11 protein-coding genes are annotated in these 16950 nt (G+C 36.4%); 7 read left to right on the forward strand and 4 right to left on the reverse strand.

Translation table 11 applies throughout. The features are described 5' to 3' along the window. Positions 1-9 precede the first annotated feature (9 nt). Genes ACTIEI_RS03135 through ACTIEI_RS03145 form a run of 3 tightly spaced genes read left to right on the forward strand, consistent with a single transcriptional unit; the run spans position 10 to position 6858 of the window. A complete protein-coding gene (locus ACTIEI_RS03135; protein ID WP_439504820.1) occupies positions 10-1917 on the forward strand; it encodes an FAD-dependent oxidoreductase in 1908 nt (635 codons plus the stop codon). 19 nt (positions 1918-1936) lie between these two features. Beyond that, a complete protein-coding gene (locus tag ACTIEI_RS03140; RefSeq protein ID WP_439504821.1) occupies positions 1937-5050 on the forward strand; it encodes a SusC/RagA family TonB-linked outer membrane protein in 3114 nt (1037 codons plus the stop codon). Between the two features lie 23 nt (positions 5051-5073). Next, on the forward strand, positions 5074-6858 hold the full coding sequence (locus ACTIEI_RS03145; protein WP_439504822.1) for a RagB/SusD family nutrient uptake outer membrane protein: 1785 nt from the start codon (positions 5074-5076) through the stop codon (positions 6856-6858). A gap of 65 nt (positions 6859-6923) precedes the next feature. Here ACTIEI_RS03145 and ACTIEI_RS03150 read toward each other — a convergent pair whose 3' ends face one another. Beyond that, positions 6924-9077, reverse strand: a complete 2154-nt coding sequence (locus ACTIEI_RS03150) for a GH92 family glycosyl hydrolase (protein ID WP_439504823.1) — start codon at positions 9075-9077, stop codon at positions 6924-6926. 3 nt (positions 9078-9080) lie between these two features. Beyond that, entirely contained in the window at positions 9081-10235 is a 1155-nt protein-coding gene (locus ACTIEI_RS03155; protein ID WP_439504824.1) for a glycoside hydrolase family 10 protein, read from the reverse strand. Between the two features lie 103 nt (positions 10236-10338). Between ACTIEI_RS03155 and ACTIEI_RS03160 the strand changes: the two genes are divergently transcribed. The 3 genes from ACTIEI_RS03160 to ACTIEI_RS03170 are packed head-to-tail and all read left to right on the forward strand — an operon-like array spanning position 10339 to position 13647. After that, positions 10339-11613: an MFS transporter gene (locus ACTIEI_RS03160; RefSeq protein ID WP_439504825.1), complete on the forward strand. Its 1275-nt coding sequence runs from the start codon at positions 10339-10341 to the stop codon at positions 11611-11613. Positions 11614-11617: 4 nt separating this feature from the next. Then, positions 11618-12559 carry a DUF4434 domain-containing protein gene (locus tag ACTIEI_RS03165; RefSeq protein ID WP_439504826.1) on the forward strand — a complete coding sequence of 314 codons (942 nt, stop codon included), beginning with the start codon at positions 11618-11620 and terminating at the stop codon, positions 12557-12559. Continuing rightward, positions 12556-13647, forward strand: coding sequence for a glycoside hydrolase family 10 protein (locus tag ACTIEI_RS03170; protein WP_439504827.1), 1092 nt, complete (start codon positions 12556-12558; stop codon positions 13645-13647). Before ACTIEI_RS03165 ends, ACTIEI_RS03170 begins: the two co-directional genes overlap by 4 nt. Before the next feature lie 8 nt (positions 13648-13655). On the opposite strand, the gene ACTIEI_RS03175 is transcribed toward ACTIEI_RS03170, so the two are convergent. Together ACTIEI_RS03175 and ACTIEI_RS03180 are read right to left on the reverse strand one after the other, a co-directional pair. Next, positions 13656-15329 (reverse strand): M1 family metallopeptidase, encoded by a 1674-nt coding sequence (locus tag ACTIEI_RS03175; RefSeq protein ID WP_439504828.1) that lies wholly within the window; start codon positions 15327-15329, stop codon positions 13656-13658. Between the two features lie 8 nt (positions 15330-15337). Continuing rightward, positions 15338-16096 carry a 3-keto-disaccharide hydrolase gene (locus ACTIEI_RS03180; protein WP_439504829.1) on the reverse strand — a complete coding sequence of 253 codons (759 nt, stop codon included), beginning with the start codon at positions 16094-16096 and terminating at the stop codon, positions 15338-15340. 182 nt (positions 16097-16278) lie between these two features. On the opposite strand from ACTIEI_RS03180, the gene ACTIEI_RS03185 reads away from it, so the two are divergent. Continuing rightward, the gene (locus ACTIEI_RS03185; RefSeq protein ID WP_439504830.1) at positions 16279-16839 is read left to right on the forward strand and encodes a polymer-forming cytoskeletal protein; all 561 of its coding nucleotides are present in this window, start codon (positions 16279-16281) and stop codon (positions 16837-16839) included. Positions 16840-16950 lie beyond the last annotated feature (111 nt).

Below are 16950 nucleotides of genomic sequence, written 5' to 3' on the forward strand. Positions count from 1 at the left end.
TTAATTATTGTGAAAAAACATTTTTATCATTTAGTCTGTCTGCTTTTTGTTGTAACAACACAAGCTCAAACTAATTTAAAGACTGATGTATTAGTTGTAGGTGCAAGTGCTAGTGGAATTGCAGCTGGATTACAGTCGGCAAGAATGGGAGTTAATACCATTATTGCAGAACCAACCACATGGTTGGGTGGAATGATAACTGCTGCAGGGGTATGTGCTTTTGACGGTAATCACAATTTGCCCTCTGGATTATTTGGGGAATTTAGAAATGCATTATATAAAGTATATGGTGGTCCATCTAAAGTGGCTACGGGATGGGTAAGTAATACTCAGTTTGAACCCCATGTAGGAGATAGTATTTTTAAATCGATGGTACTTCAAACCAAGGGGCTTTCTATTAAGTACCAATTTCAATTTTTAAAAGTAATCAAACAAAATGGTGTCATCACGGGTGCAACTTTTTTACACAAGCCTAGTAAAAAAATAATTACCATTTATGCAAAGCAGGTAATTGATGCAACAGAGCTTGGGGATGTAATGGCGAGTGCGGGTATTCCTTACAGTTTAGGGATGGAAGCAAGTGCTGAAACTGGAGAAGATGTACATGTTTCAGAAACGAATGATATCGTACAAGATATTACCTATGTGGCTATTTTAAAAGATTATGGAATGGGTAAGGATTGTACTATTGCAAAACCTGCAAACTATGATCCTGCTGAATTTGATGGGGCTTGTACAGATTATTATTTTAATAAAACAAGACCCAAACCTAATGTAGATGCACAAAAAATGCTGAACTATGGTAAACTGCCCAACCAAAAATACATGATTAATTGGCCAGGCAATGGAAACGATATTTATTTGAATGTAGTAGAACTGTCTGAAGTAGAAAGAGAAAAAGAATTGATAAAAGCTAAAGAACAAACACTGCGATTTATTTATTTTATTCAACATCAATTAGGGTTTAAACATTTAGGATTAGCCGACGATGAATATCCAACTAAAGATCGCTTACCACTAATTCCATACCATAGAGAAAGCAGAAGAGTAAAAGGGTTGGTTAGATTTGATGTAAGGCATATTGCAAAGCCTTTTACTGCACCTACACCCTTATACAGAACAGGTATTGCCGTTGGAGATTATCCAATTGATCATCATCACAAAAAAAATCCCAAAGCTCCTCAGCATTTAGACTTTTATCCTGTACCCTCTTTTAATCTTCCGCTGGGTTCATTAATACCGCAAAACACAAAGGGATTAATTATTGCTGAAAAGAGCATCAGTGTTTCTAATGTGGTGAATGGAACTACTCGTTTACAAGCAATTGCATTATTGATTGGACAAGCCGCAGGAACCTTAGCTGCAATTACTGTTCAACAAAATTTACCTGCTCAAAAAATTTCAGTGAGAAAAGTACAAACTGCTTTACTTGATAGTAGGGCATATATCATGCCCTATTTTGATGTGCCAATTGATCATCCTCATTTTGTTGCTGCTCAAAAAATAGGCGCAACCGGTATTTTAAGAGGACAAGGTGTACCGTACAACTGGGCCAATAGAACGCTTTTTCATCCGGACTCTTTAGTCAATCGTACTGAACTTGTAAATGATATTGCTGAATACTGTGAGATTCAAAAAAATCAGGAATCTAATTTATACTTACCTGAAGCAGTTGATATTATTCTTGAGTTAGCAAAAAAGTATAAGCCCAATAAAAAAGAATCAACCTGGAATCTATCAAATAAAGATGTTTTAACAGCTCAAATAAAAGAAAAGTGGGAGCAATGGAAGTTTGGCAATTTTAAAATAGACCAGCCGCTTACTAGGATTCAATTTGCTCAACTATTAAATGTTACTATTCAGCCTTTCGACTTGATACAAGTTGATCACAATGGAAAATTTAAATCTACATACTAACAAAACAAAACGTTTGCTTATGAAAAAACTATCACTCTTGTGCTGTTTTCTGCTATTGATCTTGAGCAGTGCAGTAGCGCAACAAATGAATGTTGCGGGAAGAGTAACCAGCGCCAGTTCTGGAAAGCCTGCCGAAGGTATTTCAGTAATGGTAAAAGGATCAAAGAAAGGCACTACAACTAATTCTAACGGTGCGTATGCTGTATCAGTGAATACAGGAGCTACACTTGTGTTTTCTGGTGTTGGCTTCGCAACACAGGAGTTAAAAGTAACAGGCAATACTTTAGATGTAGTGTTGCAAGTAACTGTTGGAGATATCGGTGAAGTGGTCGTGGTTGGTTATGGCTCTCAGAAAAAAGCCAGCTTAACTGGATCATTGGTTACATTAAACAATAGTGCTTTAAACAAGCGTCAAGTATCAAGTACCAGTCAAGCTTTACAAGGTTTAGCCCCCGGTGTAACCGTTCAACAACAATCGGGTAGACCAGGCGCAGATGGAGCAAGTATAGTAGTAAGAGGACAGGGTTCTATTTCTGGAAGTAATGCCCCTTTAATTATTGTGGATGGTTTAGCTGTGGGTTCATTAGATCAAATTGATCCTAATGCTATTGAAAGCATCACTTTATTAAAAGATGCTGCTTCAACTGCTATTTATGGTAACCGAGCATCAGCGGGAGTAATTCTTGTAAAAACCAAAAGAGCTACTGAAAAAGGTTTACAAGTAAATTATAATGCTTTTGTAACAAAACAACAAGCCACTTCAATTCCTAATAGAGTAAGTGCTATTGATCACATGTTATTAAGTAATGAAGCCGAAAAAAATCGTACTGGAAATCCAAATGCATCCGTATTTCCACAGGCTTTAATTGATCGTTACAGAACTACTCCAGCTAATAATTTAGATGTAATTGATACCGATTGGATTAAAGAATTATTTACTAATTCTGGAATGATGCAGAACCATAACGTTCAACTTTCTACATCTACCGATAAGATTAATTTGTTTTCTTCATTCTCTTATTTAAAACAGGAAGGATTAATCCCAAATAGCAGTTTTGAGAAGTATGATATTCGTATTAACCCTGAATTTAAAATCAATGATAAGTTGTCTTTGATTGGGGTTTTTGGGTACAATAGTAATAGAACAGTAAATCCATCAACAGGAAGTGCTGAATTTATTATTCGTCAAGCAATTGGTCTTCCTGCGATTGGTGGTGGTAGATTTGGTCCAGGCATGTATGGGAATGCAGCTCAATCAAATAATCGAAATCCATTGGCTATGGCAGAAGCTGCAGGAACCGCAGTAGTAAATGGAAGCACTATGCTTACTCGTTTTGGATTTAACTACAAACCCATTAGTGGCTTAGAAATTGAGGCATATTGGGGTAGACAAGTTTCAAATCCTTACACAAAGACATTTGTAAAGAATGCAGATATATTCCAGCCAAATATTGCAACAGGTGGATATACTTTTGTGGGCACTTGGCCTGGTACTACAACGCTATCAGAATCGTATACCAATAATGTGTATAAAACTTATTTAGGCCAAGCAACTTATACTAAACGTTTTGGTAATCATTTAATCAAAGTTTTAGCGGGTGGTCAATCAGAGTTATTTACGAATTATTTCTTTGGTGCATCTAGAACAGGTTTTGTGAATCCTAATCAGCCTTTCTTAAACTTGGGAAGTGGTGTAAGAGATAATAATGCTGGTGCGTCAGAATTGGCATTGGCTGGCTTCTTTGCAAGAATTAACTATAGCTTCGATGATAAGTATTACTTTGAATTAAACGGAAGAAGGGATGGTACTTCTCGTTTTTCTCAGGCAAGAAATAAGCAGTGGGGTAATTTTGGCGCAGTTTCTGCAGGATGGATTTTTAGTAAAGAATCCTTCTTCAAAAGTATTTCTAATGTAGTGACTTTTGGCAAATTAAGAGGTTCATTTGGAGGTAATGGTAATCAGAATATTGGTAACAATTACGCATATGATGCGTTCTATGCTCAATCTAATTATAACAATCCTAATAACGGTACAAACGCTTATTTCGGAAACGTAACAACTTTGGGCGTTGCGTTATTACAATTTGCCAATCCAGATTTAAGCTGGGAAACTTCAAAGCAATGGAACGTTGGTTTAGACCTTTCATTAGGCAAGCATTTCACTGTAACAGCAGATTACTATGTTAAGACACTAAAAAACATGTTGTTGCAAAGAACATTGCCACAATCTGCAGGAGGATTGGGTAATCCATTTGTGAATGCGGGTAATATGGAAAATAAGGGTTGGGAATTTACAGTGAACTACAAGAATAAAATAGGTAAGTTGGGTTTAGATGTAACTGCAATGATTTCCGATGTTAAAAATAATGTCTTGAACTTAGTTCCTGGTACTCCATTTATTGGAGATGGAATTAGAACAGCTCCTGGTCAGGCACTAGGTTCTTATTTTGGTTACATAGCCAATGGATTCTTTAGTGATTCAAATGATATTAAATCTGCACCAATTCAATTTGGAATTCCATGGAGTCCAACTACTGCAAACGGACCTAAACCTGGGGATATGAAATACAAAGATATCAGTGGACCAGACGGAAAGCCAGATGGAAGAGTTGATAACTTTGATAGAACATTTATTGGAAATGCATTTCCTAGATACGAGTACAGTATCAATATCAATCTTACTTACAAGAATTTTGATTTGAATATTTTTGGACAGGGAGTTGGACAGCGTAATAACTTTTTAAGTGGAACAGGGGCAGTTCCTTTTGCAAGTGCTGATTTTGCAGCTTCATTATTAGACATTCATAAAGATTATTGGAGACCTGATAATCAAAATGCAACTTTTCCTCGTTTGTTACCATCTGGTTCTGGAGGCAACAACTATCTTTTGAGTTCTCAATGGATTAGAAGTGCGGCCTATTTCAGAATAAAAAATATTAACCTTGGATACACTTTACCACAAGCGTTATTAAATAAGGTAAAAATCAAATCACTTCGTGTTTTTGTTAGTGCATCTAACTTAATTACCATCTCTAAAGCATGGAAAGGTTTTGATCCTGAAATAAATAATGCGAACGCTGAGTTTTATCCTTTAATGCGCACTTATACCGCAGGTGTTAATGTTAACTTTTAATTGAACTCAATAAATTGAATACAATGAAAAAATATTTTATTATACCAACGCTTTTAGCCGCATTTGCTATCAGTAGTTGTAATAAATTTTTAGATAGAAAACCGCTTGATGCATCTTCTTCTTCTACTTTTTTATCTAATCAGGCAGAAATGGAACAAGGGCTAGTAGGTACCTATGCATCTGCCATGTGGGTTATTGCCAACAATACTCCCATGCATTTTGCTATTGAATCTAGTACAGATATGGCTATTAAGCGTGGAGGAAATGCAGAAGATTTAATTGCAATGGGAGACGGAGGTCCATTCTTAGTTAATAATGCCATTTGTATATCAGCTTGGAATCAGGCATATAAATTGGTTCAGCGCGCTAATCAACAAATTGTTGGTATGGAAAACGGTAAGGCAAACGTAACTCCAGTAGTTTTTAATAGAATCAAAGCGGAAGCATTGGTTTTACGAGCTTGGGGTTATTTTCATTTAATGACCTGGTTTGGTGATGTTCCTTATTATAGAGCCATGCCAACTGTAGAAGAAATTTTAAAAGCGCAGCGTACTCCTGTAGCAACAATTGTTGCAGATATGTATAAAGATTTAGATGAGGCGATTGCTGCTTTTGAAGCTGCAGGTACTTCTCCTGTTCAAACAATTGGAAGAGTTAATAAAGGGGTTGCTTTGGGTTTAAAAGCAAAAATTGCGTTGCTAGTTAAAGATTTTAGAACAGCTGCTAATTCAGCAAAAACAATTATTGATGGTGGACAATATGGTCTTAATCCTCGTTATACCGATTTGTTTATGTTAAATGGTCAAACAGCTAATGCTGCCCGAGAAATTATGTTTGCACAAACATATCCAACTGACGTAAATGAACCACAAAACTGGATGGCAGTAATTGGTGTTCCTCGTCAAGTAACCAACTCTCAGAGTAGCTTATTCCCATCTCAAAATCTAGTTGATCAATTTGAAGGAAAAGATGGTCAGCGTATTGATGTTTCAGCAGTCTATGATCCCGCTAATCCAAGATTAAATAGAGACAACAGATTGAAGTGGAGTATTTATATGCCAGGTGATACTATGGTTCACTTTGCATCTAAAACACCGGCATTACCTTACAATAATTTGAGAGAGCGAACCATTTTCAATATATACTCTAATGTTCGTAGGAAGTTTAATTGGAACACCAACAACTATGATAATGTTAATACAAATAACGATTGGATTGGTGCACAAGCTGCAGGTATTCAGTGGCAAGTTAGTGCAACGGGCAATATTGGAGGTGTTGGTTATGTTTGGAATAAATACAATGACTCTACACAGTATACTTTTGAATCTCGTGTTGGATTTATTTTAATGCGCTATGCTGATATCTTATTGACTTATGCTGAAGCTAAAACAGAGTTGAATGAAGTAGATGCAACGGTGTTAACTGCTATCAATCAAGTAAGAGCAAGAGCGGGACAGCCAGCAGCAGTTTTAGGAAGTCAAGCTGCTATGCGTACTTTAATAAGAAGAGAAAGAGCAGTTGAATTTGCAGGTGAGGGGTTGCGCCTATTCGACTTAAGAAGATGGGATATTTATGCTAAAGCAAATAGTGGTCCAGTTGTCGGAATTACATTGAATCCGGCTACACCTGCTGCCAGACCAAGTTTTGATGCAGATAATATTCCTGATTATTCTGCTAGTATTAACCAGCGAATCAGATTCAGAAATCAAATAAGAAACAATAGTAATCCTAAGTATAAGTTGTGGCCAATTCCACAATCAGAGATAGATAATAATCCAAATCTGACACAGAATCCAGGCTGGAACTAGTTTAGTTGAGTTTTGGTTGTTAAGTTTAACAGTAAGCAGGCACTATGGTTTCATAGATGCCTGCTTTAATTTATAATGTAAGTGAGTGTGCCTCCATGTATGATTTCACTATGTTTAATAAAATGCCGATTTAGTTTTTTCCCATTCCATAATACCGCTCTGATATATGCTTCTCGACTATTCGATTTTTGTACTACTTTGACAGTTAGTTTTTTATTGTTCGCCAAGTTGATACTAGCATTTTTTATCAATGGGAAGCCAAAAACGTATTCACCAGAAGCTGGGTTCATGGGATATAAGCCTAAACTGCTAAATATATACCAAGCACTCATTTGACCACAATCATCATTCCCAATTAATCCATCAGGTCCTGTTTTATAAAAACTATCTGCAACCGCTTTAATCCATCTTGCTGCCTTGTCGGGATACCCTAATGCACTATACATGTAAATGATATGATGGCTGGGTTCATTTCCATGAGCATATTGTCCAATTAATCCAGAAACATCTGCTGAAGCATTTTCGCCGTGTAAGATAGAAGGGGCACTAAATAAAGAGTCTAGTTTATTGACTAGTTTTTCTTTGCCTCCATATAATCCTGCTAATCCATTGATATCATGAGGAACAAAAAAGCTGTGTTGCCAAGCAGTTCCTTCTATATATTGACCTTCAAATCCATGTTCCGATAGAAGTGGGTCAAACGGTTCTATAAATTTTCCTTGACTGTTTTTGGCACGCATAAAGCCTGTTGCTTTATCAAATAAATTTTGATAAGATTTTGCTCTTTGCATCAATAAATCATAGTCGTTTGTCTTACCTAATTTTTTGGCTACCTGTGCAATACACCAATCATCATATGAATATTCTAATGTAATTGTTACACTCCAACCATGTTTGTCTTGTGGTAGGTATCCATGCTTAATATAGTCTTGAGTACCTCTTTGTTGTTGATGAGCAGACTTCAACATTGCAGCATAAGCAGTATCAACATTAAAGCCTTTGATATCTTTTAAAATGGCATCAGCTATAACAGGGATTGCATGATATCCTGTCATTGTATTTGCTTCCCATGTACTAATATCCCAAACGGGAAGCAATCCATTTTCTTTATAAAACTGCAACATACTATTAATGAGTTCCGGCACTAATATTGGTTGGGTAATAGTAAATAAGGGATTTAAAGCCCTAAATGTGTCCCAAAGAGAAAATATGGTGTACCGCTTTTTCCCATTTGGCATTTGATTGATTTGTCCTTGCTGATTTTGATAGGTTCCATCTTGATCAGAATAAATCACAGGGGCCAAAGCAGTTCTGTATAGTGCAGTATAGAACTTAGTTGCAAACGCTTTATCGTTCGTGTTGATTTCAATTTTATTCAGCTCTTTTTCCCATTTATTTTCGGCTTTCGCAACAATCGAATTAAAAGATTGATTGTTAATTTCTGTAAGTGCAATACCCGCTTTTTCAATACTAACACTGCTAATTCCTGTTTTAACAGTAATTTTTTGATTGGCAGATTCAAAGGCTAAAAGTAATTTAACGGTCTTACTTTGACCAACACGATTGTTTTCAGTAGCGTCAATAAATCGATAGGATTTTATTTTTGAGGAAAACACAGCGGTGAAATAGACTCGTTGATTTTTGGCCCATCCCGTAGAATAACGATAGCCCCCGATGGTTGAATCGTTGATTATTTTGATTAATCCATCAGTTGGTTGATCCCAATTTATTTTAAATCCCATATCAAAACGAAGCCAAGCATTTTTAGATGGAAAGCTGTATTGATGAAATCCGGTTCTTTCTGAAGCAGTAAGCTCACATAATATTCCGTTATCTAATTTAACTGCATAATAGCCTGGATAAGCGCTTTCATTTTTATGTTTAAAAGAGTGTTTAATAACCGATTGATTTGCACCAATTGAATCAACCAATGGTAGTACAGATATATCACACCAATCACCAATACCTGTCCCATTTAAATGCGTATGACTGAAGCCGGCAATGGTATTGCTACTGTAATGATAGCCGCTGCACCAATCCCATCCCTCATCCCCGTTATCTGGGCTTAATTGAACCATACCGAAAGGAACTGTTGCACCAGGATAAACATGTCCATGGCCTCCAGTACCTAAAAAGGGGTTAACAAAACGGCTCTTTTTTTGAGCGTTGCTTAGCGAAGCTATTCCCAATAAAGAAAAAAGTATAAATGTTTTTTTCATAGTTTATTTAATAAAGGGGTAAAGGCCTTGGTACCAAGTTAATTTATCTTTTAAGCCCTCATAAAAGAAGAAAACTTCTCCTTTATACCCTCTATTTCTATTGCTTTGAATAAACTGAGACATTAATGCATCTGATTGTATGGTGCTTCCAGACTTAACCAACACACCTGGATAAAATGGAACCGCAGGGTTTCTGTAAAAACCTCTTTGTTGATTTAAAGAATTGTCATAGTCTGTTATATTGTAACGATAAATTTGCGGGATTACTGCATCAACCCAAGCACTATCAACCCAAGTTGGCCAATCTTGTAAATACTCGTTATACCCAAATGGATGTGGGCTTGGGGACATTGTAAATTGTATGGAAGGTTTTAAGGTTTTCACTTCTGTTCTAAGCCTTTTTAGAAATAGATTAAGCTTATTTGCTCTCCATCTTAACCAGCCTGCATCATTGGAGGCAGGTGGAGGTTCTGCTCCACCATTTTCTGATTTATAAAGGTTAACGGTATAAGGGTCATAACCACCAGTTGGTGGCATGGCTGGTAATCTATCATCTCCTTGCACTCCGTCTACTTCATATTTACTAACTACTTCTTTAAATAAATCAATCATAAATTGTTGCACTTCAGGATGTAATCCGTTTAGCCAATCAAAGCCGTTTTTTACTACTAGTCTTCCGTTTATATCTTTTGCTGCCCAATCTGGTTTAGCAGCAACAATAGAGCCACCATTTGCTGAAAAGGAAGCGGCAAACCCATATTCAAACCAAGCATGTACTTTAATTCCAACTGCTTTTCCTTCTTCAATACATTCTTGTAATGGATCTCTACCTGCAAACCTTTCTAGCTGTCTAATACCATTTAGGTTTTGCATAACGGTACTTGGAAAAATAGTTCTACCATTATTATATACCACAATAAAAACATGATTGATACCTGCAGTTTTGCAGTTGCTAATCATTTGCTTTATATTGTTTCTGCTATCTAGTGCAGTGCTTGCTGTGGTGGTTACCCATACCCCTCTCATGGCATTTGGGTCCCAAAACGGAACTGGATTGGGGTTTGGATTTGGAGCTGGACTTGGTGAGGTTGATTTTTTTCCACAGGAAGACATGGTATTGATAACTAAAAAGGTAATTCCGATGAATAAGCTTTTCATGATTGTAAGATTGAGCGGCATAAAAAAGGAGTTGAAATTGATTAGCTAACTTAATTAAAAATTTTATAAATTGAATTATAGTTTTTAATATTTTTAATTAATTATGCTCCAAACAACTCCTAAGAGATCACCCATTTATTGGATTCCAAGTACTTGGTTTGCAATGGGATTGCCTTTTGTAGCGCTTTCCGCAGCAAGCGCTATCCTTTATAAAAACATGGGCATAGGGGATGCTCAAATTGCTTTTTGGACTTCTTTAATAATGTTGCCATGGACTTTAAAGCCGCTATGGGGACCATTTTTAGAAATGTTCAAAACCAAAAAATTCTTTGTTTATGTCACCCAACTATTTACAGGCATTTTGTTTTCATTCGCTGCTATAAGTTTACAATCTTCTCATTTTTTTAGTATCTCCATAGGCATTTTTGCCATTATTGCATTTAGTGGTGCAACCCATGATATGGCTGCTGATGGGGTCTACTTAAATGAATTAAGCAAAGCAGATCAAGCAAAATATGTTGGCTGGCAAGGGGCATTTTATAATATGGCCAAGGTTTTATCTGGAGGGGTTTTAGTGTATTTAGCTGGTGAGTTAGAAAAAATATATGGTGTTGCAAATGCTTGGATGGCTGTATTATTGGTGTATGCATTAGTCATGTTGCTCTTGGGATTTTATAATATGAAAATGCTTCCTACTGGAGGAGAAACCAATAAAGTTGATTCTGCTTCAGCAGCTTTTACAACATTAAAGGAAGTGATCATTACCTTCTTTCAAAAGAAGAATATTTGGTTTGGCTTGGCTTTTATTGTCTTATACAGATTTGCAGAAGGTCAGGCAATAAAAATTACTCCGCTATTTTTTAAAGCAGCTAGAACTGATGGTGGATTGGGCTTAACTACATCAGAGATTGGTTTGATTTATGGTGTTTTTGGAGCGATTGCTTTTGTACTGGGGTCTATTGCAGCTGGATACTATGCTTCAAACAAAGGACTTACCAGAAAAACTTTAATGGTGCTTTGTGCTTTCTTTAATGTTCCGTTTTTAGCATACGCATTTTTGGCTTATGCGTTACCCACTAGCTTATATATTATTAGTGCGGCTGTTGCAATAGAGTATTTCGGATATGGTTTTGGGTTTGTGGGATTGATTTTATTTATCATGCAACAGATAGCGCCAGGAAAATACAAAATGGCGCATTATGCATTTGCTGGAGGCCTCATGAACCTTGGGTTTATGATCCCCTCAATGGTTAGTGGTTACCTCAGTGATTTTTTAGGATATAAAGAATTCTTTCTTTGGGTATTGGTTTCAACTATCCCCGCTTTTTTGGTAAGTTGGTTTGTACCCTTAAGAAAAATTGAAGACGATAAAGAATAATATTATGCTGATTACTGGAACATTTATTGATGAAATAAGCCATGATATTCCTCATCAAAATTGGGGAGCAGAAGAATGGGACAGAGATTTTCAATACATGAAAGCTGCTGGTATAGACACTGTGATAATGATTAGATGTGGGTATAGAAAATTCATTACTTATCATTCAGATTATCTTGTTCAAGCTCATGGATGCTATCAACCCAGTATAGACCTAGTAGATTTATACTTGACACTTGCAGAAAAGTATCAAATGAAATTTTATTTTGGTTTGTACGATAGTGGCATATATTGGGATACTGGTGATTTGCAAGTTGAAATAGATTCCAATAAATATGTAATTGAAGAAGTTTGGAAAAAATACGGACATCGGAAAGCATTTAGTGGCTGGTATTTAAGTACAGAAATAAGTCGTAAAACCAAAGGAGCAATTGAGGCGTTTAGTAGTTTGGGTAATATGTGTAAAGGAATTAGCGATCAACTTCCCGTTTTTATTTCGCCTTGGATTGATGGTAAAAAAGCTGTTATGGCTGCTTCTGGAAATTTATCGAAATCGGATGCGGTTTCGGTAAAAGAACATGAGGCAGAATGGGATGAAATATTTCAGGGGATCCATCAATCTATTGATGCGGTTGCCTTTCAGGACGGCCATATAGATTATCATGAGCTGACCGATTTTTTTTCTATCAATAAAAAGTTAGCCGACAAATATGGCTTATCATGCTGGACCAATGCTGAGTCTTTTGATCGAGACATGCCAATTAAATTTCTACCCATCAAGTTTGACAAGTTGCGTCTTAAGTTAGAAGCTGCAGCAAAAGCTGGGTACGATAAAGCAATCACGTTTGAATTTTCGCATTTTATGAGTCCTCAATCGGCTTATATACAAGCGCATCATTTATATAATCGTTACATGGAATTTAAAGCCAATATCCAACGCAAATGAAAAGAATCATCTTATTCTGTTTTTTAAGTAGCTTCAGTTTTATAGTTTATTCGCAGGAAGCGCCATTGGTTCAAATGAGGGGAACATGGATCACCAATGTAGCAAGTGATGCAATGTTAACACCTGAAAATGTAAAAGCTTCAGTTGCCAATTGTAAGCGCAATGGACTCACAGATATATTTGTTGTAGTTTGGAATAATGGGTTAACCATGTATCCAAGCGAAGTCCTTAAAAAGCATATTGGTATTTTGCAAGACCCTATTTATAAAGGGTTTGATCCAATTAAAGCTTATGTAGAAGAAGGACATAAAGCGGGCTTGAGGGTGCATGCATGGTTTGAATTTGGTGCAGCCTATGCTTATAAAGACAGTTCATTAAATAATTGGTTAGCAAGATATCCGCATTGGGCCGGAAGAAATAAAAAGGGATCCTTATTAAAGAAGAATGAATTTTATTGGTGGAATGCAATGCATCCTGAAGTACAAAATTTTTTAACTGATTTAATTCTTGAAGTGGTTAAAAGATATGCAGTGGATGGAGTACAAGGGGATGATCGTTTACCAGCGATGCCTGGCGAAGGCGGCTACGATGATTATTCAGTAAATCTCTATAAACAACAGCACAATGGTTTATTGCCACCATTAAATGAAAAAGACCCTGCATTTATTCAATGGAAGGCCGACCAATTGAGTGCTTTTGGAAAAAATATTTATCAGGCAGTAAAAAAACAAAGGGCTAATTGTTGGGTAACTTGGGCTCCTAGTATTTATCCTTGGAGTAAAGAGCAATACCTACAAGATTGGCCAGCTTGGATAAACGGTGGATATGCAGATTATATACTTCCACAATTGTATCGCTACAATTTAACCGCTTATGAAAAAATTTTGAAAGAGCTTTCAAATCAAGTTTCAACAACGCTCAAAAAAAGAGTATTTCCTGGAGTACTCACTTCATTAGGAGATGGCTACAGGGTTGATCCTACTTTATTACAACAAATGATACAACTCAATAGAGCAAACGGCTTTGAGGGGGAAGTGTTTTTTTACTATGAAACAATTAAAGAGTCAAAAACAGCTATTTATAAATAAAGGAACAATTATTGAATAACCAGTTTCTTTAAATAATAACCCGCCGCATCAACCATTGGAATTGAATTGCTTTTTACAGTTATGCCATCTTTACCCAATATCATTCGAGTGGCTTTACCATTAAGGGTAATTTCAAAAGGCAAATCCATAAAGTAGTTCAATGGTTTAATTTGGTATTGCTGGTAGCCAGTTTCTTTAATAGATACTTCAATTAGTTGTGTAGTTCTTAAATGAAAATCAAAAAAAGGTTTTAACGAATAACCAGCTGCTTTACTAAATAATTGTTCTACATCAGTAGTAGTAACAGTATTGTCATATGTATAAGCAGGGTCTGTTGCCAACTGCTTCAATGTTTTCAAAAATAATTCGTCGCCTAAAACATAACGCAAGCTGTGCATGAAGAAAGAACCCTTTGTATAAATATCGCTACCAGCATAGGTTTCATCTTCTGATAATTCTTCTCCGCCCACCAATGGTTTTCTAAAACGAATTCCTCTTTTGTGCGCTGCAATAATTTTATTGTATTCTTCCTGCCCCCCCAATTCATACATGGCCAACGCTTCTGCATAGGTTCCTATCCCTTCCTGAATCCACATATGCGCCCAATCTCTATTGGTTACTTTATTGGCCCACCATTCGTGCGCATATTCATGAAACAGGTTGCCTGAGTAATCTTGCCCACCAATTGTGGTGAAAATAAATTTATTGTCGAAAGTAATCATGGTCTGGTGTTCCATGCCAGAGTTAGGAACAGCGGCAATGCCAATTTTTTCTTTGTACCAAGGGTATTCACCAAAGTATTTTTCTAAAATTTTGCTATCGCGTTTTTTTGCTTCAATTACTCTTTTCGCTTGGGCCGAATCTTCTTCTAAAATATAATATTCAATAGGAACAATATTATTATTAATAGTAGTATAGCTGTCTTTAAAAACCCGATACTTTCCAATATTAAATAGTATGCAATAATTGCTGATGGTATAATTGGTCTTCCAAGAATAGGTAGACTTATTTTTTTTGGTAACAGTTTTTTGTAATAAGCCAGGACCCGCAACCGATAAGCCGGCAGGTATAGTGATATTCATTTCAACCCCTTCATTTGGTTCATCACTAGGATGGTCTTTGCAAGGGAAATACATTCTGCCCCCTTCTTTTTGAATATTAATAGAAACCCAATCATTACCAGAGCGGTCTTTTGACCAAGTAAAACCGCCTAGCCAAGGAGGTCTTACTGCTTCAGGAGGGTTGCCTCCATAAGCGATGAATATGGAATGATTTCCAGCAGGAAATTGGTTGTTGGTCGAAAATGGTTTAACCCCATCACCCCCAGTTCCTTTAATAAAAATTTTTTCTTCCTTATGATCAAAGGAAACTGTTTTTCCATCCACTTTGATGGATTCAATATTATAGTGCTGAATAAAATCTAACAGAATAGTATCAGCCTCATTTTTTAATTGAAGGTTTACAGTCGTATTTCCTTTGATGAATTTATTGGCAATGTCTACGTCTAAGTTGAGGATATACTTACGAATGTCCATATTGGCCTGAACTGGTTTTAGTTTCCCACCCGAAGAGAGCTTGCCAATATCGGTTTTCTGCCCAAGCGCGTTTGGTGAAGCACAGAAAAGGGCAGTTCCCATCAAACCAGCTGCTGCAATCAATCGAAGATTCTTAGCGTATAACATGGTAATAATTATTGAATGATTCTAATTTTAATATTTCTAAAAGATACACCTTTTGCCCAATCTTGTAAACCAATATGACCTTTTGTTGATTTGCTAAAATCGGGAAATATAGCAGCTTTGCTATTTGCTACCAAGCCCTTCCAACGCTCAGAGCCAATTTGTTCTTCAGCGGTCATGATCCCATTCAGCCAAAAACTGATTTTTCCATTTACTTGCATCATTCTACTGGTATTCCATTCCCCTGCAGGTTTTGGTTCAACAGGGTTTGTAAGGGGAGCTAAACCGTAGAGTGCGCCAGCCCCCTTTTTTCCACCATCGAGGTAGCCAGGCTGCATATTGGGGTTGTCTAATAGTTGGTATTCAGGGCCAGTGGCCCAGGTAGCCATATAGCTGGTATCATCTTGCACATTAATAAACACGCCGCTATTTCCTTCACGCGCAATTTTCCAATCAAATACCAACTCATAGTTTTCAAATACTTCATCAGTCACAATGTCCCCATGAGTGCCGGATGTATCAGAACTGGCAGTAGTTAATGCTCCGTTTTCAGCTTTCCAAGCGTGTTTCATGGAGGGTTTACTAAACATATGCCAGCCATTGGTGGTTTTTCCGTCGAATAATAAACGCCATCCTGCAGCTTTTTCTTCTGTTGATAAGGTATTGTGGGCATTCAAATTTTTCTTGTACAAATAGGATACAATTAAGAATACTAGAACAGCCGTTAATGAAACAAGTATACCAGCCTTCAAACGATTTTTATTCTTCATAGAAATGATCAATTGACTTGATGGTAAGTTAAGCCAGTTTCAAATAAAAATCTTGATTTACCGATTTATCTATACCATTCCTCCCTATATAACTAAAATGTATAAATTATTAAGATGTTGTATATAATTACTAAATCTTGTTTAACTTTACAGTACCCCCGAAACCCTTAAAATAAAGTATTATGATAGATCAAAGCCAGGTATTGATTACCTTACCCGATGGGGTTTTTATGGAAGGTCATTTTAAGACCAAACATTCATTAAAGATTGAAAGCAGTATTAACGGAACACTTTTATCGAAGCAAAAGGTAATTTTAGAGTCTAACTCTGTTTTTAACGGAGACCTTATTTGTTCTGAATTAGTGCTTTCAGGAAAATTTAGCGGCAATATTTTTTGTACTGGAAAGGTTCAAGTAAAGCAAGGTTGTCAAATTTCAGGAAGGGTATATACCTACCGTTTTGAGAACGATGAAATGACCAACTTAGACTGTATTATTAGTGTGCCAGATACCAATACTATTAATAAAATAAAGGAGATCATCGAAGCAATAGATGTAGATCAAAAGCTTAGCTCTGATCCTAATTTGCCAAGTTTAATCAAAATTTACGAAGACAATTTGGCTGCAAAAGAAAAAGTAAAATTGACAGAGTTAATCAAAGAACCTAATAAGCCAATTCCCGTTGCAGTAAATGGAACTTCTGCGCCTTCCAGCAATGGAATTCCAACCGCTGCTTCTAAATAGTTTATACCCCAATTTGTGAAAAAACTGTCTCAAAAGGACAGTTTTTTTTATGTCTATACTTAACCTTAGGGTAATGATTCCTTAACCTGCAGGTAATATTGAAATGGGAAA

The organism is Sediminibacterium sp., assembly GCF_051860225.1.
Classification (GTDB): domain Bacteria; phylum Bacteroidota; class Bacteroidia; order Chitinophagales; family Chitinophagaceae; genus Sediminibacterium.